Genomic DNA, 22775 nt, shown 5'->3' with positions numbered 1-22775 from the left:
CCGACGCGGCCGACCCCGTCGCAAGAAGGAGCCGACATGCCGCGAACGCTCATAAGAAAAAACCCCAGCAACTTCAAGACACTGCCACTGCACGTCGAAGCCACCCCCGAAGGCCTGAGTTACCAGAGCGTCGGCATGCCGCTCAACTTCGCCCAGACCCTGCAACGGCGCAAGCCGGTGGAGGTGGCAGACCCTGAGCGTTTCGCCCTGGAGCTGGCCAATCTCGGCGTATCCGTACGTCTGACCCTGCATTGGCAGAACCGCGATTATTGGGTGCTGGTACGCCAGCGTCGCCAGGACCGTGGCGATGTGGTGCTCAAGCTGATCTCCGGCTACGTGCCCGCCCATGAACTGAACCTGCCGCTGCACACCGCCATTCAGGAAATCGCCGAAGAGTGCCTGCTGGAGACGCCGGAAGGCTGGCTGGGCGGACGCTTCAACGACACCTGGCTACCGGCGCCTTATTCCGCCGCGCTGCATTATCGCGAAGCCCTACCTTTTCGCCTCAGTCCGCTGTCCGGTGCGGCCCGACCGGTACGCTGCGCCACCACCCAATTGATTGAACGTCCGCGCGCCTACGTGCACCTGCCTACCGCATCGCTGCAATTGATTTACGACCTGCGCCTGGAAGTGCCCAAGGAAGCCAAGTCCCTAAGCCTGTTCCACGTGGACGAACGGCTGGAGGGCGATCAACTGGTGGCACGCCTGGACCGCCAGCGTCCGGACCTGTACCTGATGCCCCTCAAGGATGGCCAACCCCTGGCCGAGCTGTATACCGTCAAGAAAGACCAACTTCACCCGGCGAGCACGCGGGGTTTGTACCTGGCGGAAAGTTTCGCCCAGCAGGAAGGCTGGCTGGTGCGTGATGAGCGGATTCGCTGGAAGGATTGGCTACGTCAGCAAGGCCTGGCGGAGCCTGAGAAAGAATCGAAATTAAAGCGTCTGGCACAGCGCGTGTTGCGCAGGATTGTGCCGAAGAAAAAAGCCAAGGGCTGAATCAGACTGTAGTGAGCGGGCTTGCGTTCGCTAACTGATCGGCATTAGGGCAAGCCCGCTCACTACAAATCGCGTCAGCCTTTGAGCAGACGCTCCAGGCCTACCTTCAACGGTGTGGGGTCGGGCAGCGTGAAGCTCGTCACCAAGCGCTGGTTGTTCGCCCGCGAGTGCCGGATATCCCCAGAGCGTGCCGGCCCGTAAGTCACCGCTGGCAACTTGCCAACGATTGCTTCCAACGCCTGCAGCACATCCTTGAGCGTAGTGGTGCGGCTCCAGCCCACATTGATTGCGCCCAGCGGCGCGACCGGCACTTCGATGGCCTGCACCAACACGTCCACCAGGTCTTCCACGTACATGAAATCACGGGTTTGCTCGCCATCGCCAAACACGGCAATCGGTACGCCCTGCTGCACGCGCTCGCTGAAGATGCTGATCACGCCGGAATACGGCGATGACGGGTCCTGGCGCGGCCCGAAGATATTGAAGAAGCGGAAGATCACCGGCTCCAGGCCATGCTGGCGGCGGTAGAAGTCGAAGTAATACTCGCTGGCCAGCTTGTCGGACGCATAGGGCGTCAGCGGTGCCTTGGTGGTCTCTTCGTCAATCGAGGCACCTTCGCCATTGTCGCCATACACCGCAGCACTGGAGGCATACACCACACGTTTTACACCCGCCTTGCGCATGGCTTCGCAGACATTCAGGGTGCCGACGAAATTGCTCTGGTGCGTGCTCACTGGGTCATCCACCGACGCCTGCACCGAAGCTACAGCCGCCAGGTGCACCACTGCCGTTGTGCCTACAGCGGCGTGAGCAACCAGCGCCGCATCGGCCACATCACCTTCAAGCAGTTCGACGCGTGGATTGCCCAGCGGCAGGTTACTGCGCTTGCCGGTGGACAGGTTATCCAACACCCGCACGCCATAGCCTTTGGAGAGCAGCGCATCGACCAGGTGCGAACCAATAAAACCGGCGCCGCCGGTGATCAGGACCCACTTATCGGCATTACTCATTGTTGCGGATCTTCTCGACAATGGCGGTGGTCGAGCTGTTCTCGACCAGACCCAGCACTTTGACCTTGCCGCCGTAGGCGCTGACGATATCCGCCCCAACCACTTGCTCGACGGAATAGTCACCGCCCTTGACCAGCACGTCCGGCTTGACCTGAGCCAGCAGGTTTTCCGGGGTTGCCTCAGGGAAGCTGATCACCCAGTCCACGGCGCCCAAACCGGCTAGAACGGCCATGCGACGGTCGACGCTATTGATCGGACGACCAGGGCCTTTGAGGCGGCTGACCGAGGCGTCATCGTTGACCGCCACGATCAGGCGATCGCCCTGGGCGCTCGCTTGCTCCAGGTACGTCACGTGACCGGCGTGCAGGATGTCGAAGCAGCCATTGGTGAACACAATGCTTTCGCCATGGGCACGGGCGTCGTCAATCGCCAGCAGCAGTTGCTCGATGGTCAATACGCCGCGCTCCGAGCCTTCGGAACGCTGGATCGCACGGCGCAGCTCAGGCGCGCTGATGGCCGCAGTACCCAATTTGCCCACCACGATGCCCGCCGCCAGGTTGGCCAGGGCCACGGCGTGGGGCAGTTCTTCACCGGCTGCAATCGAGGCAGCCAGGGTGGAAATGACGGTATCGCCGGCGCCGGTAACGTCGAACACTTCACGGGCACGTGCCGGCAAGTGCATCGCCGGATGGCCAGGGCGTAGCAAGGTCATGCCATGCTCACCACGGGTCACCAGCAAGGCGCCCAGGTCGAGGTCGGCCATCAGCGCTGCGCCTTTGGTCACCAGGTCATGCTCATCGACACAACCGCCGACGATCGCTTCGAACTCGCTGAGATTGGGCGTGATCAGGCTGGCCCCACGATAAATCGAGAAGTCCTTGCCCTTGGGATCGGCCAATACCGGAATACCCTTGGCCTTGGCGGCCTGGATCAATGCCTGATGGTTCTTCAAGGCGCCTTTGCCGTAGTCGGACAGCACCAGCACCTTGATGCCTTCGAGCAACTCGTCGACCTGGCCGCTCAGGGCCAGGGCGTCGGTGGCGAAGGGTTCTTCAAAATCGATACGCAACAGTTGCTGGTGACGGCTCATGACCCGCAGCTTGACGATGGTCGGCTGATGGGCAATGCGCTGGAACAGCGCGCGCACGCCAGCACCGCGCAGGCTGTTGGCCAGGCTGTCGGCGGCTTCGTCGTCGCCGGTCACGCCGACCAGGGAGGCCGGAGCGCCGAGGGCGGCAATATTGAGGGCAACGTTGGCAGCGCCGCCTGGACGGTCTTCGATTTGCTCGACCTTGACTACCGGTACCGGCGCCTCAGGGGAAATCCGTGAGGTACCGCCATGCCAGTAACGGTCGAGCATGACATCGCCGACCACCAAGACAGGGGCTTGATCGAATCGCGGCATGGACAACTTCATGGAGCAACCCACATACAAAATGAACAGGGGCGCGATATTAGCACAGGGTGAGCGCCGCCAAGCCCGAGAGCTTTATCCGGGAGGCATCACAGGAAAAATCTGATCGTTTTTTAAACAGGGTCGCTGGTAATGTGATCGAACAGACGTTGCAACATTCCATTACCCACGCAAGAAGGTTAGCCCTCTCAGTCGTCAATCGGATCGAGAAGGCCAACACAATGAACCGCAGGCAACAAATTTACTTGGCAGTGATCAATGCCTGTAAGGGCCTTGATAAAACTACCGGGGCGCATTGCGCGTCCCGGTGTATCAGGTGATGTTGGCCGTTACCGGTTCATCCAGGCCCATGGCGTGCAGGCGCGAGTAATAGCCGCCCATGGCCAGCAGTTCCACGTGTGTACCACGCTCGACAATCTCACCGTGGTCCATCACCAGAATCATGTCGGCTTTCTCGATGGTGGACAGTCGGTGCGCGATCACCAGCGTAGTGCGGCCTTTCATGACCTTGTCCAGCGCGGCTTGAATATGGCGTTCGGACTCGGTGTCGAGCGCCGAAGTCGCCTCATCCAGGATCAGCAGCGGGGCATTTTTGAGCAGCGCACGGGCGATGGCCAAGCGCTGGCGCTGGCCGCCGGAGAGCAGCACGCCGTTTTCACCGACTTCGGTGTCCAGGCCCTTTGGCAGCTCGGCGATGAAGTCCATGGCATAGGCGTCGGTGGCGGCTTTCTCGATGTCTTCACGCGGCGCATCCGCCAGGTCGCCGTAGGCGATGTTGTTGGCGACTGTGTCGTTGAACAACGTGACGTGCTGAGTCACCTGAGCCACATGCCGACGCAGGTTGCGCAGGCGGTAGTCTTCGATCTCCACCTCGTCCAGCAGGATCTCTCCGGTTTCGTGGTGGTAGAAGCGCGGGATCAGGCTGGCCAGTGTGGACTTGCCGCTGCCTGAGCGTCCGACGAGGGCAATCATCTGCCCAGGCTCTGCGGTGAAGCTGATGTTCTTCAATACTTCGCGCTCGGCTCCTGGGTAGGTGAAACTCAGGTTACGAACGTCCAGGCGACCGCTGACACGATCACGCTCCACGGTGCCGCCGTCGACTTCCGGCTCTTCATCCAGCTGTTCGAAAATACTTTCGGCACCGGCGACACCCTTCTGAATCGTCGAGCTGACTTCCGACAACTGGCGGATTGGCTTGGGCAGCAGGCCCGCAGCAGTGATGTAGGCGACCAAGTCACCCGCCGTGGCATCACCACGCAGCAGCAGTACCAGGAACATCAGTGCCGCCATGGCGGTGTAGATCACCAACTGCAGCATCGGCGTGTAGACCGCGCCGGTCTTGTTCATGCGCAGTTGTTTGTCGGTGTTGCCCTGGCTGGCGGCGGCAAAACGCCGTTCCTCGTAGCTTTCGCCGCCGAAGCTGCGCACCACGCGGTAACCCTGGATAGTTTCCGAAGCCACGTGGGTGACGTCGCCCATTGCTACCTGGATCTTCTTGCTCTGTTTGCGGAATTTCTTGCTGGTGCTGCCGACCATGATCGCGATCAGCGGCAGGATCGCCAGCATCACCAAGGTCAGCTTCCAGTTCATCCACAACAGGTAACCGAACAGGAACACCACCGTCAGGCCTTCGCGGATCACCACCTTGATCGCATCCGTGGCGGCGCCGGTGACCATGGTCACGTTGAAGGTGATGCGCGAAATCAGGTGACCGGAGTTGTGCGTATCGAAATAACGGTTGGGCAATACCAGCAGCTTGTTGAACAGCTGGACCCGAAGGTCATGTACCAGCCCCAGGGAAACCTTGGCCAGGTAGTAGTTGCCCAGGAACGAGCCGAGGCCCTGCCACGCGGCGATCAGGATGATCAGCAGCGGCACCGCCATCAGCAGCTTCAGGTCCTTGAACAACGGGATCTTGGGCAGGAACACCACGTCGGGGTTGCTCAGGCCATCCACGAAGTACTTGAGGATCCCGGCGAGCATCGGCTGGGTGGAAGCAAAAATCACGAAGCCCAAGATACTCAGCATGAACATGCCGATGTACGGTTTCACATAGCCCAGCAGCCTGAAATAAATTTTCAGGCTGGATTCCTGGTCCGCTTTGGGCGGTGCGTCACTCATGTGTCGAGCTCACTGATTGGGTAGGACGCGAACTTTATCACATGCGTCGGGGTTGGCCCGAGCCCAGACCAAGACACTGGCCAGCGCAATCGGCAGCCATGAGATAAACCACTCGGCACGTGGGGTGCCCGTCAAGCTGGCCGCATCGAACTGCATGGCCAGGAACGAAAACACCCACATACCGATGATGCCCTTGCCGTAGAGCGTGTCGCGAGCCTTCCAGGCTTGCCACAACACGCCGAACCAGAGTCCGCACCACAACAGCAGGCCGGGCAGGCCCAGCTCGATGGCAACATGGGAGAACAGGTTATGGGCGTGATCGAAATAGAGGTTATCGGCGAACACCCTGTAATCCCCCCCCAGACCCAAGCCGGTCCAAGGGTGCTCGGAAACCATCTGGACGGCAGCCATGAATATCTGTGGGCGATAAGAAACGCCGCGAGCCAGCATCAATGATTCCATCGCGAAAAACACCGCAGCCGCCGCCAGAACAGCGCCAGCAGCGAGCACGGTACTCCGTCGGTCACGGCACCAGAGCGGCATTGCCACAACCGTCAACAACAAGGCCAACGCAGCACCGCGGCTTTGACTCAGCACAACGAAAAGCCCAAGAAACCCGACGGACAGCACCCATGCAACCTGCATCCAGCGCCCACGCGGTACCCAATGCAGCAACCAGGTGGCGGCCAGACCAATCACATAGGCGCCCAGAATCGGGTGCGCCAGCTGCCCCAACCCTTCAAGGCGGGCGGACCAGGCATTATGCTCAACGCCATAAAACTTGATGATCGCTAACAGCGAGGAAAGGGCCAAGCCGAAACCGCCCCACTGCATCACACGAATGGTTCGCTCGGCCTGACCACAGGCGAACACCGGGAAAAACAGCAGAAACACGCCTATATAGAGAAGGCGCTTGGCCTCGCGCGAAGGGTCTTCGGCATTGGTCCACAGCAAACTGATTGCGCCCCACACTGCCAACGCCGCAATCATCAGGCATATCCAGCGCTGTTCGCGCCAGACTTCCTTGAGTCGCTCACGCGCCGACCAGGCAAACACCATGGCCGGCAACCAGAGAAACAGCGTCAAGCCTTGTTGATAAATCTTATTGGTCGGGGCAAAGGCAATCGCCAGCAAAAACCAAAGTAATCCGAAAATCATCCATACCTGCGCCCAACGACTTGCTTGCATCACCCGCTCCTGAATACGTCCAACCCGCCAACCCGGCATGGTTAAAACCCAAAACTTTCGGCATTATTGCCGATCACTGTGCCCGCGACTCCCACAAGGCTTTCCGACGATGCAATGTTCAAGGCTTCCCCAAGCCGATTTAACCGCGATGATTGAAGGTGCCAAGGTCCTCGAAAAGGACAGCTACGGCCCCAAAGTCTACCTGTTGGCAGACGGGAACATCCTTAAACTGTTTCGCCGCAAGCGCCTTTTTTCGTCGGCGCTGTTTCGTCCCTACTCCAAGCGATTCATCGACAACGTGGCACAGCTGCAACAGCGTGGCATCCCCACCTTGACGGTACTTGCGTTCTATCAATTGGCTGCGCCGGGCATGACGGCCGTTCTGTATCGCCCGCTGCCCGGCGAAACGCTGCGCCAGATTTCCAACAAAGAAGGCTTTGACTGGCACTCGAATCTCGACCCGCTGGTGGCCTTTATCCGCCGCTTGCATGGCGCGGGCATCTACTTCCGCTCCCTGCACCTGGGCAACATTGTCGTCACGCCGGACAATGAAATGGGATTGATCGATGTGGCCGATATGCGCTTTTTCCGCGCACCGCTGAACCCGGAACTCGCGCGACGCAACTTGCAACATTTCGCACGCTATATTGCGCGCGAGAAGCTGAACGAACGCTTTCCGATGCAGGCACTCGAGCAGGCACTGCTAGCGGCATGAAAACAGGCGCCGGGAGGTTTCGCTGAAATCCTTCCAGGCCTGCTCCGGCGCCAACGCCCGCGACTGCGCCGCCAGCACGTCGTGGGACGAGGCAGCGAACGCTCGCTCCATCAATTGGGCCCAGGCCTGCGCATCGCTGGAAGTAGCGTACCAGCCGGTATCTGCCAACTGTTCACGAAATACCTCCAATTCGCTGGTCAGTACAGGCACACCGGCCATCACGGCCTCTTGCAGGATCAGGCCCAGACCTTCTTGCATCGACGGAATAGCCACCCAGTCAAACGCTCGATACAGCGTCGCCGCCTCGGGCAGATGACCCGGTAGCGACACCCTGCCCTGCAAGCCCAGTTGTTCGATTTGCGCTTCAAGGGCTGCCCGTGCCGAGCCTTCACCGATGATCACCAGGCGCGCATCAGGTTGATGAGCCAAGACACTGGCAAACGCCTCCAGCAAACAGCCAAACCCTTTGCCATCCACCAAACGACCTACTGCGCCCACCACCGGCCAGCCTGCCAACGGCAGCCCCAGGTGAGCACGCGCCTGTTCGCGTGCAAGCGTCGCCGCGCGGAACGCGTCGGGGTCGAAGGCGCTGCGCAGCACCTCCACAGGCCGTTTCAAGTAGCGCTCAAGGGACTGTGCAAGGGTTTTTGACACCGCCGCAAGCGTCAATTGCGTGGCTGAAAACTGCTCAAGCAGCTTCTGATCAGCCCGACGCAAACGCGTGGCGCCATGAAAAACCACAACCACCCGTACCTGCGGCAAGCGCTTGAGTACCGGCAACATCACCCGCGCGACGCCAATGCCATCCAGCAATGCAACTTCAAGATTTTCAGGCAGCGCCTTCTGAAAACGCGCACGTATCCACGGCGTCATCAATTTCCAGAGGTGGCGGCCTTTTAACCGGGCAGAAGAAAGTTTCCATTCGACAGCCTGCTCACCGCTGGGCGCACTGCCTTGAAGCAACCACGTGTCAATCGGTGCACGGGTGACGGCGTGGGAAAGTATCTGCTGGTGAACCTTCTGCACCGAAGCGAATGCAGCACCACCGGCCCACATAATGTTGAGGATACTCATCGAAAAAATGACCTTTGCGGTAGGGTGTTGGCTTGTTGCGTGTCACTAACCGATCAACCAGCCGATTGCGGCCCCCAGTACCAGCGCGAACACCAGTTTGATTCGCTCTCGTCGCTTACGCCTCGCCTTGTGCAAACGCTCCGACGCCGTGGCCACATGCAAACCGAAACCGGTATGCAAGACCGCATCGCCTTCCAGCGTCACAGCGGCCAGGTTGAGCTGCGCGTAACGCTTGGAAAGCCCTTTTTCCCCTCCGAACCCGGCATAAGGGGCACACAACCAATATTCCTTGATGCGCCGTAAGCCCGGGTTCAAGGAGAATCCCTGCCACTCCGGCTTATCAGACAACAAAGAATAGCAAGGCACGCCACCAATCAGCTCGCGTGGCCCCAGATGGATATAGGGGCTGTGCACCTGCAGGTCATAAACGTAGTTGCGCAACCAGACTTGAAGAATATCCGGGCGCTGCTCGAGTACGGTCTTGGAATCCTCGACAAACCCTGGTCGATAAAACGCCCAATCGTCTTCGCAATGAAAGATATAAGACGTCTTGACCGCTCCGTATGCCAAGTCGATGGATGCCAGCTGCCCAAGCTTTGGACGATTGATAAAGAAAGTGCAATGACTGTTCCAGTGCTCGGGAATTGCGCGGCGAACCGCTTCATCACCGGAGTCCTCAGTAATGAAGACTTCGCGTATATCTGCGGTGTTGAAAAGGTCAAAGCTCTTGAGCGTACGCTCCAGCAGGTCAAAACGACCACAGCTGGTGACTACAAGCGTTATGTCACTTTGATCAGAGAACCGCATTTAAGCCTCGATAATATCATATGGCTATCATCCGCAGCCATTTAGCCGATATCAAACGCCCAGCTTCAGACGCAACCTTTCCAAAAGTCTCAATGGCGCGCGCGGTCGCAGAGGCGGGTGAAGCACTTCTACAATACGTTCGCCGATACGCGCAAAACTGAACTGGCTGACGGCCAGGTCCTGCCCACTGCGGGCAATATCGACGGCCAGTTGCGGGTTGGACCGCAACACCGCGAGCTTTTCCTGCAAGTGCGGGATGTCCCTGTAGAACACTACGTTGACCATGTCCTTGAACCCGAGTGCCGCGTTTTCCTCAGCGCCTTGGTCGAACGCCAGCAGCACGCAGCCGCAGGCCATGGCTTCGAAGTTCTTGATCATATACTCGCCCATGCCCACATCGGCACTGACGAAAAACCGGATGCGGTTGAGCGTCGCGCAGTACTCTTCACCGGACTTGGTGCGCGTTACGACCAGAGGCTCCACCTGTGACAATTCATCGAGCAACGCCTTGCGACCGCTATAGGCCACGCTATTGGTGCTGCCGACAAACGCCAGTTCGATATCGCGCTCACGGTCCTGTGGCTGCAGCAGCGCCTGGTCATAGCCCTTGGGCACGAAAACCGCGTCAAAGCCTTCCGCACGCAGGCGCTCGGTCACCATATGGCCGGAGCTGATTACCCGCGCCCACGGCAAGCGGCGGTAATGAGCGCTGAACTTGCCGGTGTACTTGCAGGGAATATAGTTCTGATAAGCATCGTGCTCGAGGATCACCAGGTTCGGGATCGTGCGGATAAACGCGACCTGGCGGATTTCCTGCTTGAAGCGCAGGAAGAACACAATACGATCGTAGCGGGTCACGTCGACTTCGCGCCGGAAGTAACCGCGCAGGTTGCGTTGCTCGTCACTGCTCAGCCAGCGGATATCACAGTCGCAATGCTCGGCCACACCTTCGTACAAACGGTCCAGGATGGCGCGCTGTTCTTTCTGCACCAGAAACAAGACTTTCATTACTTTTCCTTTCCCAAACGCCAGAACAACTCATGCCGTCGTACGGCTTTACGGAAAAATTCATTCTCACCGTATGGCGACGGCGCGCGCCCCGCCAGTAAACGCTGCAGCCAGCGCCGCACACGACGCTTGAACGGCGGCGCCGGTTGCAGATCATGCATCATCCCCAACGCCATGGCCTTGTCCCGCTGCTCCTCCAGCGACAGCGATAGACTGCACGGCGTCAATTCCATCCCATCGTCGAACTGCGGTGGCAACGCAATGCCCGCCCCCGCATCGCCCATGGGCCAACGGTCGTTGTCATGCAGGTGGTTGGCGTAGCCCAACACAGTGGTCGGTTGCCATTCCAGCCCCTGCAGCGCCTCGGCGACCGCTTGTTGCGCACAGATGTGGTCCGGGTGAGGGTCGAGAACCGGATGGGGTAATACAATCACTTCGGGACGTGCCGTGAGCAGCAATTGGCGCAAGTCGGCCAACAGGTTGTTCCAGGTGGGTAGGCCATCCTGGTCAGCGGGCAGCGCAAACGGGTTGAACCGGCGGAACAGGCGGATATCCGAGAGGTTCGCTTCGCGCGAAGCGACCGGCTGATCCGGCGTCGCGCGCATTGCCGGCAATTGCAGGCAGAAGTAACCCAATTGCACGCAATGCGCCTCGGGCACCCCGGCCCAGCGAGGTACGGCGATGCTGTCCCAGGCACGCAGACGCCCCTTGATGCGTGACGCTTCGACCGGGTCCAGGCCCATTTGCTGATAGTGTTCAGCTTCGATTTCACCGGCGGTGAGGGTGACGACCCAGGGTTTGTCGGCCCGCCCGTAGAGCCCGAAAGCGGCGAGTTCCGCATCGTCAGCATGGGGGGCGATGACCATCACCCGTTGCGCCGAGTAATCAGGCGTCGCCCAGGACCACAAACGGGGTGCATCCAGCAACCGGCAATAACGTGTGCGCAACTGCAGCTCGCCTGCCGACAAAGCCAGGGCCAAGCCACTGAGGTTGAGATAGCGAACGCCATTCACACCGCGCTCGAATGCCTGTCGATCGGGACTGACGCCACCCAGAATCTCAACGGCAGGGTCCAGGAAGCGCCCCAACCAACGGCTTCTGACCCGGATCGCCAACACCAGCGTCGTATCCGCGTCCAGCGGCGAGTCAAGCAGCAGCCGTCCGCCGTCGAGACGAACGCCCACCACTTCGGCATCCGCCGAAAAGCGATACTGATAATCCTCATTGGGCGCATAAAACAAATGATCGGCAAACCACGCCTCATGGGCGATCCACGCCAGCACGCCGAGCACCAACGGCAACCACCAGGCCACCCAGACACCGATCACCACCAGCAGCACCAAGCCAATCAACAGACCGACGCGCTTGTTGCGTCGATGGCGCTTGAGTAATTGCTGTTTGCGGCTCATACCGTCAGCACCGGTACAGGGTTGCACCAACGGTCCTTGTATTCACGGTCGGCACGCCCGAAGGAAAAGCGCAGCGGTTTACCGGCTTCACGCGCCTGCGCCCAGGCACTCTGGGTGTTCAGAAAACTCAGCACGCTGCCCGGGCTGAAGGCACGCGTTTCAGGGTCCACGCCGCCGTTGACGTATTCCACGCTGATCAACGAAGGCGACTCGACCCGGTACACCAGCTGGACCGCAATCGGCGCATCATTGAGGAAAATCACCGAGCCGATCAGCCATTCGCGCAACAGCTCGATGACTTCAGCCATACGCTCTGCTCCCGTGGCGACGAAGCCCCAGCGTCGCAAAAACAAATCGCAGTAGATCGCTGCCAGTTCAGGGCTGGAAAACTCACTCACTGGCCGCACGACGCCACCGGCCTCTTCCAGCAGACGCAGTTCGCGGCGCTGGTTGTAGCGGAATTTTTTCGACAGTTCTTCTGGGGTGCGCGCCATCGCCAATTGCTCGGCCTGGGGCTTTAGGCCACTGAAACGGCCTTCGTTCAGTATCGACAGGTAACGCGCGCGGTGCCGCAACGGCACCTGAGCCGCAGGCGCAGCGGGCAGGATCAATTCAGCATTGCCCAGATCGAACAAGCCCTTTTTGCCGCGCTGCTTGAGCACGTCCTTGGACAAGGCCAGGTCTCGCCCCCAGGTCGCAATGCATGCTTGCAATTCACCGGCGTGTTCCCAGGCCAGGTAACGCACCGGAATCTCAGCGAGGCCTGCCAGGCGCTCGATCACTTGCGGGTGGGTTGCGACGCTGCCGCCAAAACGCTGCCAGGCGTCACTGTAGACAGGTGCCTCAACGACGGACCAGCCCCGCTCGCGCCAGCCTTGGAATCGATTGAGCATCAAGCCCCCGCGGTCAGTTCAATAACGTGCGGCAGTTGCCAGAAGGTATCGCGTACCGCCTGATCCGAAAACCGCGCATGCAGGCGCTCCAGCATCATCTCGGCACACTGCCGTTGCTGATGCTGATCCATCGCTGCCAGGTGCTGCAGCCCCTGGGCAAGGTGCTCGGCGTCACCGAACGGGAACAGGATACCGACGCCTTCGACCACTTCTTTCGCACCGCCGCAGGCCGTGGCCAGCAACGGCAGGCCAGCCGCCATGGCCTCCAGCAGTACCATGCCGAAAGGCTCGTGGTCGGAACTCAACGCAAACACATCAAACGCGCGGAAATAACGGCGCGCCCCCGGCACCTGGCCGAGGAACAATACCTTGTCGGCGATTCCCAGTTCCCGGGCCAGCTCCTTCAGGTCTTGTTCCAGGCGCCCGGTGCCGAGGATCGCCAGGCGACTTTCAATCGGCAACTGCGCCAGCGCCAAGGCAAAGCCCTTGAGCAGCGTGGCCTGGTCCTTGTCCGGGTGCAGGCGACCGACATTGCCGACCACCCATTCGTCCGGCGACAACCCGAGGGCATCCCGCGCCTCATCCCTGGACACCTGCTGGGCTTGCAGGGTTTCGACATCGATGCGGTTGTACAAGGTCTGGATACGCGCCGCCGGCCATTTCGGCAGGCAACGACGGATGTCATCGCGCACGGCATCGGAAACCGCCAGCAAGCTCAGGCGCTTGCGGAAAATCGAGGCAAACAGCCGGCGACCACGGCGTTGATAGTCACCAAAGGCATGGTGCACACCAATCACCTGCAACCGCGTGGCGAGCAGCGCGACATAGATGGGCTTGGCGCGGTGCGCGATGCAGAAAATGAAATCGCGAGAGGCGGCGATTTTGCGCATCTCGGCGATGGCGCCCAGCTTGAGGCCACGAATGGCCTTCGAGCTGAACTCCATGAACAACACCTCATCACTGGCGCAACCCGCCGCCACTTCAGGGTCGGCAACCCCGGTGAGGAACACCGTGGTCACCTTGTAGCCGGACCCTGCGAACAGACTGGCGTACTGCCGCGCACAGTCCAGGAACGGCCCGTCATAGCCGTGGCAGAACTGCAGGACGTGGCGGTCAGCCGAGCGCGTCATAAGGGTCCACGCCGTCTTTGACGACCAGGATGTCTTCCATGATCAGATACTGCAGGTCGGAGCCGAAGAACATGTTCAGTGCGTCGGTCGGCGAGCAGATCATCGCTTCGCCACGACGGTTGAGCGAGGTGTTCAGGGACACGCCGTTACCGGTCAGTACTTCCAACTCTTTCATCATGTCGTAGTAGCGCGGGTTGTATTCGCGCTTGAGCACCTGGGCCCGGGAGGTACCATCTTCATGGACCACTTCCGGCACGCGGGTTTTCCACTCTTCAGACACTTCAAAAGTGAAGGTCATGAACGGCGCCGGGTGATCGACCTTGATCATCTGCGGAGCCACCGTGTCGAGCATCGACGGGCAGAACGGCCTCCAGCGCTCGCGGAACTTGATCTGGTGGTTGATGCGGTCAGCCACGCCAGTGGCACTTGGGCAACCGATGATCGAACGACCACCCAATGCACGTGGACCAAACTCCATGCGCCCCTGGAACCAGGCCACCGGGTTGCCATCGACCATGATCTTGGCGATGCGCTGCGGCATGTTCTCGATCTTGCGCCAGTTCGGCTTGCTCTCGTGCTTGGCGCACGCGGCAATCACGTCTTCGTTGCTGTAGGACGGGCCGAGGTAAACGTGTTCCATCTTCTCGACCGGTACACCACGGGCGTGGGACACGTAGGCCGCCGCACCGACCGCCGTACCGGCATCGCCGGACGCCGGTTGCACGAACAGCTCTTTCACGTCGTCGCGGGCGATGATCTTCTGGTTCAGCTTGACGTTCAGTGCGCAGCCGCCGGCGAAGGCCAGCTTGCCGGTGTCTTTCAGGATGTCGCCCAGGTAGTGGTCGATCATCTGCAGCGCCAGCTTCTCGAACAGCGCCTGCATGCTGGCGGCGTAATGGATGTACGGCTCGTCGGCGATATCGCCTTCGCGCTTGGGCCCCAGCCACTCGATCAGTTTTGGCGAGAAGTAGAAACCCTTGCCTTTCTCTTTATAGCGGCGCAGGCCGATGACGTTGGCGTATTCGGTGTTGATTACCAGCTCGCCATTTTCGAAGGAGGCCAGGCGCGAGAAATCGTACTTGCTGGCATCGCCATACGGCGCCATGCCCATGACCTTGAATTCGCCGTCGAGCATCTCGAAACCGAGAAACTCGGTGATTGCGCCGTAAAGGCCGCCGAGGGAGTCCGGGTCGTAGAATTCCTTGATTTTGTGGATCTTGCCGTTTTCGCCATAGCCGAAGAACGTGGTGGCGTACTCACCTTTACCGTCGATGCCGAGAATCGCGGTTTTCTCTTGGAAGCCGGAGCAGTGGTAAGCGCTGGAAGCGTGGGCCAAGTGGTGTTCAACCGGCTCGATCTTGATTTTCTTGGGATCGAAGCCCAGTTGTTCCAGACACCAGACGATCTTGTTGCGATAACGCTTGTAGCGACGGTTGCCCATCAGGATCGCGTCGAGCGCGCGGTCCGGGGCGTACCAGTAACGCTTGGCGTAGTGCCAGCGTGCCTCGCCGAACAAGCTGATCGGGGCGAACGGAATCGCCACCACGTCAACGTCGGAAGGCTTGATACCGGCCTGCTCCAGGCAGAACTTCGCCGATTCGTAGGGCATGCGGTTCTTTGCATGTTTGTCGCGTACGAAGCGCTCTTCTTCGGCGGCCGCGATCAGCTTGCCGTCGATATACAAGGCTGCGGAAGGATCATGGCTAAGGGCGCCGGACAGGCCAAGAATCGTCAATGCCACAGGGGTCTAGCCTCTTTTAGTCTGCATGCAGGCGGGTTGCGCCTGAAAAAAGTGTGCCTCCTGCCTGGGCAGGAAACAGCTAAAGGGCGGGATTATAGCTTAAAAGCAGGGGGGAGCTGTTAGCGGCAAGTAGCAAGAGGGATCATCGGAAGATCTCGATACTACCGTCCTGGCTCTGGCGGTAAATGGTATAGGGCAGCACCAGCGTGTCCAGCACGCCGGAGGCGACAAACTCGACCGCGACAATGGGTAGCATGCTCCCGCCATGGTCGATCAGGCTTTTGTCCTTCAAGCTTTTGTCCGGCGCAGGTTCGCCATTGAGCGTGCAGAAACCATAGATCACTCCGCTGTAGACACGCGGCACGTTTTCGCAGTGGCTGCGTGAATCCTTGAGGTTCTGACTGGTCACCGCATCTGGACGGAACACCGTATTGATGGTTCCGCAGCCGGCGAGCAAAAGACACAGCACCAGCCACAAGACTTTCGACCTGATCCTCATGAACCACTCCTTCTGCCCCATCAGCCATTGTTATTTTCACGGTAGGCCACGCTAACATCGCCAAGGCTGATGACCCAGGGCGCAAACGCCGATTTTCGGCGTAAGACGATTCTTAAATGATAAAAATCGCTTGAGTCACTAAACTCGCGCTGATCTATAGCAGCCTGGAGCAGAACGGCACGCAGGACCCGCTGGGCCAGACCTGGGCGGCGTATAAGGCTGACCCGCGCTCGGTGAGTGCCAACGCGCTGACGTACAACACGCGAAAAAGCCTTGATCATCAACAATTGGGGATGAATTACGAACGCTACATCGGCGATGCGACGTTGCAGGTGAATGCGTATACGGGGCGGCGGGGTGTGACTCAGTACTCGACCGCTGGACCCTGCAAGCGGGCGTTCGGCATAGCACCATGGAGCTGGACGTTGACGACCAATTCCTCAGCAACGGCGACGCCAGCGGCAACCAGACCTATCAGAAAAACACGCCATCGATGAGCGTGATGTACGCCTCACGCCTGAACTACACGGCTATGTCAGCGACCTCGTCAGCGGCGGCAACACCGCTGTAGACAAGAGGCAACTACCTGCCCGGCGTGCCGCAGACCAAGCTGTTCGCCGAACTGAATTGGAAGCCAAGGGACTGGGTCAGCACCGCCATCGAAGGCATGTAGCGATGGCAACAACCGTTATTACGAAGCGGCGCCTGGCCGCTCGTGGTACGCGGGTGCTGGTGCCGAGTACCAATTTTTAAACCACCATAAGGCTCATGTGGGCTTGCCTGCGAATGCGTTAGGTCAGCGACAAATATACTAACTGACACACCCTATTCGCGGGCAAGCCCACATTTTGATCGCGTTCAGAACTGAGCTGGCAAGCGCTGATCGATGAGTTTGTACAACGCACTCTCCGACGACCAGTTACGCATAAACCGCGCACGATCCTTGGCATACGCTGAGGCAAAGCTGGCGTCGGAGGTGTGTTGGCACATGGCATCAAGGTCGATCAACGACCAGCGGTCCTTGTCCCAAAACAGGTTATGCCCCTTGAAATCACCATGGCTGATGCGCTCGCGGATCAGTTCAGCAAACAGGTGGTCCAGCGCCCGCAGCTCGTTTTCCGGCGCATCGCCATTTTCAATGTACGGCGCAAAGCGTTCGATGATGTCCGGCCCTGGCAAGTATTCGGTGACCAGATAAGCCCGGCCACGCAACCAGAAAAACCGCTTCTCCAATACCGCCAGCGGCTTGGGCGTGGCGATGCCGAGGAACGCCAGGCGGTTGCCCTCGCGCCAGGAATGCCAGGCTCGGCTCGGGCGCCAGAAGCGCTTGAGCCAATGGGCAACGCCCTTGATGTTATAGCGCTTGATCACCAACTGCCGGCCGGCGACCTCGACCTTGGCCACGCTGGCGGCGCCACCGGTCTTGTACATATGGCCCTGATCCAGCAGCACATCGGCTTGCTCCAGTACCGGCAGCATCGCCGGCTCTTCTTCGCGACGAATTGCGCGCAAGGCAAAAGCGCCACGCACCACGCTGAACAGCGTGCATTCGCGGCCGACCTTGTTCAAAAAATCCTTGAGACGCCAGGCGCTGACTTTGCGCACCTGTTTTTCCAGGGCTTCCAATGGCAAGGCGTGCTCGCCGTTGGTCAACAGGTAATACACCAACAGTTCTTCAGTGAACGGTTCGAGGTTTTTCGGCAACTGGGCGAAAAACACCCCGAGATTTTCCAGCACGCGGTTGCGCGACAACGGCTTACCGGCCTCTTCGACGCGAATTCCGGCACCATCGATCAGGTACAGCTTGCCGTCCTGGCGCAGCAGGTTGTCCAGGTGCAGGTCTTCCTGCCACAGCCCTTTGGTGTGCATCTGGGCAATCGCACCCAGCGCCTCAGCGAGCACGGCGGTTTGTTCGTCGGCCAACGGCGGCAAACCTTCGACGGCCTGCCAGGCCTCGGCCAGGCTTACGGCACCCTCGATAAACTCGAACAGCAACCACCCGCCCTCGCCTTCCTGCAAGCCATCGGCCAGCAACAATGGCGTGGTCAAGCCGTGTTCCGCGAGCAGGCGCACGCCGCTGAGTTCACGCTGAAAATGCCGCGCCGCCTTGCTGCCCACCAACAACTTGGCCAACACCGGACGCCCGCGCCATACGGCAGCCCCCACATAGCGTTCACCCGGCAGCACGCGCAACAGGCTCAGCAGTTGCAATTGGCCCGGGCCCGCCGCATCGGCCAACTCAATGGTCAAGGGCAGGCCGGGGGTACGACCGGCGGTTTTCAGCTCCGACAAGCGCATCAACGGTTTTCCTTGTGGCTACGACGGGCGGTCAATTTCTGGAGCCAGGTGGCGACCAGCGCACTGTCCTGCGGCTGATCAAGGTAGGCCGCCAACAGTTGGCGCACTTGCTCGTCCGACCACTGCGGCGCGCGGCGCAACAGTGGTTCCAGGTCCTTGACCCGATCACGCCAGCCGAACAGCAGCGGGCGGGTTTTCTCCAGGTCGATCAACTGCGCGGCATAGCCGTCGCCGGTGGCCTGCATAAAAATATGCTTGGGGTAAAAACAGCCATGCACCTGGCCGACACTGTGCAACTGACGTGCAAGCTGGCCGCAGGCCAACAGGATCGCGCGGTGCTGGGCATCACTGAGCGAAGGCCAATGCTCCAGCAACGAGTCCAGGTCATTCCAGCCATCCAGGGCGCGGGTCAGCAGCATGGCACGGTGCTCGCCGGCCATTTTGCGCTCGCCATAGAAGGCAGCCTGCAACGCCGGGATACCGAGCTTTTGGTAACGACTGATATTACGAAACTCGCGAGAAAAACTCGGCTCGCCAAACGGGCGGTGCAGGCTGCGCGTCAGGTAGTTGCTCTGGCGCTTGAGGTAGTAACCGTGGCCGTCGAGCTCCAGGCGGAACACGCTGCTCCAGCCGCCCTTGCTGGTGTTGGGCTCGTCCACCGCGTCCAGTTGCTTGGCCCACAGGGCATCAAATGTCGCCAGGCCGTTACGCTCCAACAGCGCACGGTCCTCGGCCGCCAGGAAGTCACTCATTCGCGTCCCTCGAAAAACTTCACCACATGGCGAATACGCTCTTTGTCCGATGCACTCAGGTGCCGGCGTTCGCGGTACTGCAGGTAGAAGCGCAGGCGCTGGGTGGCAGACAGGTGATACTTGGCCACCTTGTCCAGGCAGGCCAGGTCTTTGGTGATTCGATACTTGAGCCAGAAACCACGCCAGAAATCGCCGTTGGGGCAATCGATCAGGTACAGGGTCGCCTGGTCATCGATCAGCAGGTTGCGCCATTTCAAATCGTTATGGGTAAAGCGGTGATCGTGCATGGTGCGCGTGTACTCGGCGAGCTGGCGGCTCACCGCGCCGACCCACTTGGGGTCGCGCAGGCGTGCATCGTTGCGCTCGGCCAGTACCGAAAGGTCTTCGGTCCTCGGCAGCTCGCGGGTGATCATCGCGCCACGGTCGTAGGCCAAGCCCTTGCGCTCCAGGCCCCAGGCCACCACATCGGCGGTGGGGATGCCCCACTTGGCGAAGCGCTTGAGGTTCTGCCACTCGGACTTAACCCGGGGCTTGCCCAGGTAACGCCGCAGCCCTTTGCCGGCGCCGGTGTAGCGCTTGACGTAGTAATTGACCCCGCCCCGTTCCACGCGGATCACTTCCGACAGAGGGTCACGGGTCAGTCGTTCTCCTTGCAGGGCGAACACTGCTTCAAGGCTTCCAAAATCATCCGCCAGGTTGGCGTAAGCAGGTTCCAGGATCCAACCCGCCATCAGATTGCATCCCCGAGGCGCTGCTTGCGTGCGTAAAGCTTGTCGGCCTTGCGCTGCATCAGGTTCAACGACGCCGACTGCTCGGCCAGGATCTGGCGCAGCGGCTGGCGGAAATAGCCCTTGAGGAAGCGCAACTTGTCGTGACGGGTCAAGCCGATTTCCAGCGCCGAGTAGTACAGCGCGGAAAGGTCCTTGTCGCGCCAGCGCACCGGCAAGTGCGCACGCAGCTGGGCCCGATGAAGGTCGATCACCGACAGCTTGATGTCACGCGCATCGATTGGCTTGGACGTGTCCAGCAAGAAGTGGCACAGGTAGCAGTCGCGATGGTTTACGCCGCCACGATGCATATCGCCGACCATGCGCGCCAGCTCATGGGTGAGCGCGTGACGCAACGCAGGCGTCGGCGGCTCGTCCACCCAGTTGATCGTGACGTCTTCGAGGCTGAGGGTCGGCGCCAGCTCTTCGGTGATGATGAACGAATGCTGGTCCGCCGGGTTGCTGCCCTTCTCGCCGAAGGCCACGCCGGTCATGGTCGGCACGCCGAGTTCCTGCAGCCGATGGATCGCCAACCACTCAAGGCCGGCGCCCAGTACCGGCAGCTTGGCGGTGATCAGGTTCTTGAAGATCTCGCCCCAGCCGATGCCACGGTGGATCTTGACGAAATACGGACGGCCCTGCACCACGGTACGCAGGGTGCGGCGCGCCGCCAGTTCACGGAATACCTGGCCTTGCAGTTTCTCGACTTCGGCGAAGGCATCGAGCCCGGCCCATAGCGTCTTGAACGGTTCGGCAAGAATCAACTTCATCGTCTTGGCTCCGCCAGAATCACATCCGCCGCGTGCTGCGGCATGCTGTAGAGGTCGGCCGTCTCCGCGAAGGCCAACCCATTGCGGCTCCAAGCCGCGCGCTGTGCAGTGTCGGTGAGCATTTGGGTCAGATAGTCGTCGAGCTGGCTCTGCTCGAACGGCTCATCCAGCACCAGGCCGCTGTCGGCTTCGGCGATGTAGTGGGCATACCCACACACGGCCGAGACCAGTACCGGCAGCCCGGCCACCAAGGCTTCAAGCAATACGGTGCCGGTGTTTTCGTTGTACGCCGGGTGAATCAATAAGTCGGCGCCCAGCAGGAAGCGCGGGATATCGCTGCGGCCCTTGAGGAACTGCACATTGTCCCCCAGCCCCAGCGTCGCGCTTTGCAGTTGGAATACCTTGGGGTCGTCCTGGCCGATTACAAACAGACGCGTGCGTTTTTTCAGCTCAGATGGCAGCGCAGCCACGGCCTTGAGGCTGCGGTCGACGCCCTTGGTCTTGAAGCCCGAGCCGATCTGAACCAGCAGCAAGTCATCGCCGCCCAGGTTGAACTCCTGGCGGAACCCTTCACGGATCTCGGCGGCGTTCGGCGGCGCGCGGCGGTCCTGGGCAATGCCCGGCGGCAGCAGGTGGAAGCGTTCCAGAGGCGTGTCGTAGTGCTTGATAAACAGCGGCTGCTGCACTTCGGAAATCATCAGGACTTCGGTCTTGGCGTCCTTGGCAAACACTGAACGTTCGTAGTCGGCAAAATGCTTGTAGCGGCCAAAATAGCGGTACAGCGAGTGGCGCAGGTTCTGCGCCTTGTCTTCAAAGCAGCCGTCGGCGGCATAGTACACATCAAGGCCGGGCATTTTGTTGAAACCGATCAAACGGTCCACCGGGCGCTTGGCCAGGTCGGCTTCCATCCAGGCGTAGAGTTTTTCGTTGCGCCGATGGTTGAAGAACGCCTTTACCGGCGCCACCAGCACTTCGAAACCGGGCGGTATATCGCCTTCCCAGATCAACGTGTAGACACGGATCTGGTGGCCGCGCTGCTGGCACTCCAGGGCGATGCGCATGAAGTCGCGCTGCAGGCCACCGAAGGGAAAATATTTGTACAAAACAAAAGCCAGTTGCATCAGTGCAGCTCCTCAGCCAGTAACAACGTGCTCAGTCGACTTGCCACACGTTCAGGGTTCAGCCGCGTGAAGCACAGGGGCGACTCGCGCTTGATGTCGAACCGACGCAGGTCGTCGGCCGTCGGTTGATAGGTACATTGCTTTTGCAGGCACGGCGCGCAGGGGAAGTCGCTGGCCAGGTGAATCTGACCCTTGCCATACGCACCGGTAAGGCCGGGATTGGTCGGGCCGAACAGGGAAATGGTCGGCACATCCAGCGCGGCGGCCAGGTGGCCGAGGCCAGTGTCCACCGCCACGCAGGCGCGGGCACCCGCCAGTACACGGGCGACGCCGGCCAGGTTCAACTTGGGCAGCACTTCGGCGTTTTGCAGACCTTGGGCCAGGCGTTCGGCGCGGGCTTTTTCGGCGGCGTTGCCCCAGGGCAATTTCACGTCGACGCCCAGGCGCCCCATGCGCTCGGCCAGCTCACGCCAGTAGGCTTCGGGCCAGTGCTTGGTGTCCCAGGTGGTGCCGTGCAGGAGCAGTACAAACGGTTTTTTCGGCGGCAGGCCCAGGAGTTTTTCAGTGCTCAGGCCGTAGTCGCCCAAGCCCTTGGGCAAGTCATAACCGAGGGCCACGGCGAATAGCTGACGCAGACGCTCCACCGCGTGTTGCCCACGCGCCACGGCGAGGCGTCGGGAATAGAAACGCGCGGCCATCGGCTCGCGCGCGGAATTCTTGTCGAACCCCGCAATGGGCGCGCGCACGTAGCGGGTCAGCCAGGCGCTTTTCAGCAGGCCCTGGGCATCGATCACCAGGTCATATTTGGTCGACTGGACTTGCTGCTTGAAGCGCCGCCATTCGCCACTCTTGAAGGTCTGCCAGATATTTTTGCGCCAGCGGCGGATCGCCACCGGGATCACGTTGTCCACCGCCGGGTGCCAGGTAGGGATCTCGGCGAAGCCTTCTTCCACCACCCAATCAAAGCGAATGCCGGGGATCGCCCGCGCCGCGTCGGTCAGGGCCGGCAAGGCATGAATCACGTCGCCCAGGGATGAGGTCTTGATTACCAGTACGCGCAAA

The 22775-nt window shown here is 60.4% G+C and carries 20 protein-coding genes and 1 pseudogene; 3 read left to right on the top strand and 18 right to left on the bottom strand.

From position 1 onward, the window contains the following. The first annotated feature begins 36 nt into the window (after positions 1–36). A complete protein-coding gene (locus LVW35_RS02345) occupies positions 37–996 on the top strand; it encodes a metal ABC transporter ATPase (protein WP_233893530.1) in 960 nt (319 codons plus the stop codon). Between the two features lie 74 nt (positions 997–1070). On the opposite strand, the gene LVW35_RS02340 is transcribed toward LVW35_RS02345, so the two are convergent. The 4 genes from LVW35_RS02340 to LVW35_RS02325 form a co-directional block, all read right to left on the bottom strand. Continuing rightward, entirely contained in the window at positions 1071–2006 is a 936-nt protein-coding gene (locus tag LVW35_RS02340; protein ID WP_233893529.1) for an NAD-dependent epimerase/dehydratase family protein, read from the bottom strand. Continuing rightward, the gene (gene hldE, locus LVW35_RS02335) at positions 1999–3423 is read right to left on the bottom strand and encodes a bifunctional D-glycero-beta-D-manno-heptose-7-phosphate kinase/D-glycero-beta-D-manno-heptose 1-phosphate adenylyltransferase HldE (protein WP_233893528.1); all 1425 of its coding nucleotides are present in this window, start codon (positions 3421–3423) and stop codon (positions 1999–2001) included. Before hldE ends, LVW35_RS02340 begins: the two co-directional genes overlap by 8 nt. Before the next feature lie 309 nt (positions 3424–3732). Further along, complete coding sequence (msbA, locus tag LVW35_RS02330) at positions 3733–5541, bottom strand: lipid A export permease/ATP-binding protein MsbA (RefSeq protein WP_233893527.1); 1809 nt, start codon at positions 5539–5541, stop codon at positions 3733–3735. A 9-nt stretch (positions 5542–5550) separates the two neighbouring features. Further along, complete coding sequence (locus LVW35_RS02325; protein WP_233893526.1) at positions 5551–6729, bottom strand: O-antigen ligase family protein; 1179 nt, start codon at positions 6727–6729, stop codon at positions 5551–5553. Between the two features lie 148 nt (positions 6730–6877). On the opposite strand from LVW35_RS02325, the gene LVW35_RS02320 reads away from it, so the two are divergent. Beyond that, positions 6878–7444: a toluene tolerance protein gene (locus LVW35_RS02320; protein WP_233893525.1), complete on the top strand. Its 567-nt coding sequence runs from the start codon at positions 6878–6880 to the stop codon at positions 7442–7444. Here LVW35_RS02320 and LVW35_RS02315 read toward each other — a convergent pair. From LVW35_RS02315 to LVW35_RS02280, 8 genes are all read right to left on the bottom strand, one after another. Then, entirely contained in the window at positions 7433–8518 is a 1086-nt protein-coding gene (locus LVW35_RS02315; protein ID WP_233893524.1) for a glycosyltransferase, read from the bottom strand. The genes LVW35_RS02320 and LVW35_RS02315 overlap by 12 nt on opposite strands. A 45-nt stretch (positions 8519–8563) precedes the next feature. Beyond that, positions 8564–9325, bottom strand: a complete 762-nt coding sequence (locus LVW35_RS02310; RefSeq protein WP_233893523.1) for a glycosyltransferase family 2 protein — start codon at positions 9323–9325, stop codon at positions 8564–8566. A gap of 51 nt (positions 9326–9376) precedes the next feature. Next, entirely contained in the window at positions 9377–10333 is a 957-nt protein-coding gene (locus tag LVW35_RS02305) for a glycosyltransferase family protein (protein WP_233893522.1), read from the bottom strand. Next, the gene (locus tag LVW35_RS02300) at positions 10333–11742 is read right to left on the bottom strand and encodes a PIG-L deacetylase family protein (protein ID WP_233893520.1); all 1410 of its coding nucleotides are present in this window, start codon (positions 11740–11742) and stop codon (positions 10333–10335) included. The genes LVW35_RS02305 and LVW35_RS02300 overlap by 1 nt, the downstream gene beginning before the upstream one ends. After that, on the bottom strand, positions 11739–12635 hold the full coding sequence (locus LVW35_RS02295; RefSeq protein WP_233893519.1) for a GNAT family N-acetyltransferase: 897 nt from the start codon (positions 12633–12635) through the stop codon (positions 11739–11741). The genes LVW35_RS02300 and LVW35_RS02295 overlap by 4 nt, the downstream gene beginning before the upstream one ends. After that, positions 12635–13765 (bottom strand): glycosyltransferase, encoded by a 1131-nt coding sequence (locus LVW35_RS02290; RefSeq protein ID WP_233893518.1) that lies wholly within the window; start codon positions 13763–13765, stop codon positions 12635–12637. The genes LVW35_RS02295 and LVW35_RS02290 overlap by 1 nt, the downstream gene beginning before the upstream one ends. Next, positions 13749–15506, bottom strand: a complete 1758-nt coding sequence (locus LVW35_RS02285; RefSeq protein ID WP_233893517.1) for a carbamoyltransferase family protein — start codon at positions 15504–15506, stop codon at positions 13749–13751. The genes LVW35_RS02290 and LVW35_RS02285 overlap by 17 nt, the downstream gene beginning before the upstream one ends. Before the next feature lie 142 nt (positions 15507–15648). Next, complete coding sequence (locus tag LVW35_RS02280) at positions 15649–16005, bottom strand: YceK/YidQ family lipoprotein (RefSeq protein ID WP_233893516.1); 357 nt, start codon at positions 16003–16005, stop codon at positions 15649–15651. A gap of 137 nt (positions 16006–16142) precedes the next feature. Here LVW35_RS02280 and LVW35_RS02275 point away from each other — a divergent pair. Further along, positions 16143–16820, top strand: a pseudogene (locus LVW35_RS02275) (hypothetical protein); the annotation flags it as partial. A 43-nt stretch (positions 16821–16863) separates the two neighbouring features. Here the strand turns inward: LVW35_RS02275 and LVW35_RS02270 are convergent. Genes LVW35_RS02270 through waaC form a run of 6 tightly spaced genes read right to left on the bottom strand, consistent with a single transcriptional unit; the run spans position 16864 to position 22774 of the window. After that, positions 16864–18303, bottom strand: coding sequence for a lipopolysaccharide kinase InaA family protein (locus tag LVW35_RS02270; RefSeq protein ID WP_233893515.1), 1440 nt, complete (start codon positions 18301–18303; stop codon positions 16864–16866). Then, complete coding sequence (locus LVW35_RS02265; RefSeq protein ID WP_233893514.1) at positions 18303–19055, bottom strand: lipopolysaccharide kinase InaA family protein; 753 nt, start codon at positions 19053–19055, stop codon at positions 18303–18305. Before LVW35_RS02265 ends, LVW35_RS02270 begins: the two co-directional genes overlap by 1 nt. Beyond that, entirely contained in the window at positions 19052–19786 is a 735-nt protein-coding gene (locus LVW35_RS02260) for a lipopolysaccharide kinase InaA family protein (protein WP_233893513.1), read from the bottom strand. Before LVW35_RS02260 ends, LVW35_RS02265 begins: the two co-directional genes overlap by 4 nt. Continuing rightward, on the bottom strand, positions 19786–20592 hold the full coding sequence (gene rfaP / locus LVW35_RS02255) for a lipopolysaccharide core heptose(I) kinase RfaP (protein WP_233893512.1): 807 nt from the start codon (positions 20590–20592) through the stop codon (positions 19786–19788). Before rfaP ends, LVW35_RS02260 begins: the two co-directional genes overlap by 1 nt. Next, positions 20589–21713 carry a glycosyltransferase family 4 protein gene (locus LVW35_RS02250; RefSeq protein ID WP_233893511.1) on the bottom strand — a complete coding sequence of 375 codons (1125 nt, stop codon included), beginning with the start codon at positions 21711–21713 and terminating at the stop codon, positions 20589–20591. The genes rfaP and LVW35_RS02250 overlap by 4 nt, the downstream gene beginning before the upstream one ends. Beyond that, complete coding sequence (gene waaC / locus LVW35_RS02245; RefSeq protein WP_233893510.1) at positions 21713–22774, bottom strand: lipopolysaccharide heptosyltransferase I; 1062 nt, start codon at positions 22772–22774, stop codon at positions 21713–21715. The genes LVW35_RS02250 and waaC overlap by 1 nt, the downstream gene beginning before the upstream one ends. Position 22775: the final 1 nt, after the last annotated feature.

It is taken from the genome of Pseudomonas sp. HN11, from assembly GCF_021390155.1.
Lineage (GTDB): Bacteria > Pseudomonadota > Gammaproteobacteria > Pseudomonadales > Pseudomonadaceae > Aquipseudomonas.
Note: the sequence above shows the minus strand (reverse complement) of the source record. Positions and strands in the feature narration are given on the sequence as shown.

Bases quoted from the DNA above. Each gene is read 5' to 3' on its own strand.
- LVW35_RS02345 (WP_233893530.1), top strand. From the start codon at position 37: ATGCCGCGAACGCTCATAAGAAAAAACCCCAGCAACTTCAAGACACTG.
- rfaP (WP_233893512.1), bottom strand. From the start codon at position 20,592: ATGAAGTTGATTCTTGCCGAACCGTTCAAGACGCTATGGGCCGGGCTC.
- LVW35_RS02340 (WP_233893529.1), bottom strand. From the start codon at position 2,006: ATGAGTAATGCCGATAAGTGGGTCCTGATCACCGGCGGCGCCGGTTTT.
- msbA (WP_233893527.1), bottom strand. From the start codon at position 5,541: ATGAGTGACGCACCGCCCAAAGCGGACCAGGAATCCAGCCTGAAAATT.
- LVW35_RS02305 (WP_233893522.1), bottom strand. From the start codon at position 10,333: ATGAAAGTCTTGTTTCTGGTGCAGAAAGAACAGCGCGCCATCCTGGAC.
- LVW35_RS02260 (WP_233893513.1), bottom strand. From the start codon at position 19,786: ATGGCGGGTTGGATCCTGGAACCTGCTTACGCCAACCTGGCGGATGAT.
- LVW35_RS02320 (WP_233893525.1), top strand. From the start codon at position 6,878: ATGATTGAAGGTGCCAAGGTCCTCGAAAAGGACAGCTACGGCCCCAAA.
- LVW35_RS02290 (WP_233893518.1), bottom strand. From the start codon at position 13,765: ATGACGCGCTCGGCTGACCGCCACGTCCTGCAGTTCTGCCACGGCTAT.
- LVW35_RS02265 (WP_233893514.1), bottom strand. From the start codon at position 19,055: ATGAGTGACTTCCTGGCGGCCGAGGACCGTGCGCTGTTGGAGCGTAAC.
- LVW35_RS02280 (WP_233893516.1), bottom strand. From the start codon at position 16,005: ATGAGGATCAGGTCGAAAGTCTTGTGGCTGGTGCTGTGTCTTTTGCTC.
- LVW35_RS02295 (WP_233893519.1), bottom strand. From the start codon at position 12,635: ATGCTCAATCGATTCCAAGGCTGGCGCGAGCGGGGCTGGTCCGTCGTT.
- hldE (WP_233893528.1), bottom strand. From the start codon at position 3,423: ATGAAGTTGTCCATGCCGCGATTCGATCAAGCCCCTGTCTTGGTGGTC.
- LVW35_RS02250 (WP_233893511.1), bottom strand. From the start codon at position 21,713: ATGCAACTGGCTTTTGTTTTGTACAAATATTTTCCCTTCGGTGGCCTG.
- LVW35_RS02270 (WP_233893515.1), bottom strand. From the start codon at position 18,303: ATGCGCTTGTCGGAGCTGAAAACCGCCGGTCGTACCCCCGGCCTGCCC.
- LVW35_RS02315 (WP_233893524.1), bottom strand. From the start codon at position 8,518: ATGAGTATCCTCAACATTATGTGGGCCGGTGGTGCTGCATTCGCTTCG.
- LVW35_RS02310 (WP_233893523.1), bottom strand. From the start codon at position 9,325: ATGCGGTTCTCTGATCAAAGTGACATAACGCTTGTAGTCACCAGCTGT.
- LVW35_RS02300 (WP_233893520.1), bottom strand. From the start codon at position 11,742: ATGAGCCGCAAACAGCAATTACTCAAGCGCCATCGACGCAACAAGCGC.
- LVW35_RS02325 (WP_233893526.1), bottom strand. From the start codon at position 6,729: ATGCAAGCAAGTCGTTGGGCGCAGGTATGGATGATTTTCGGATTACTT.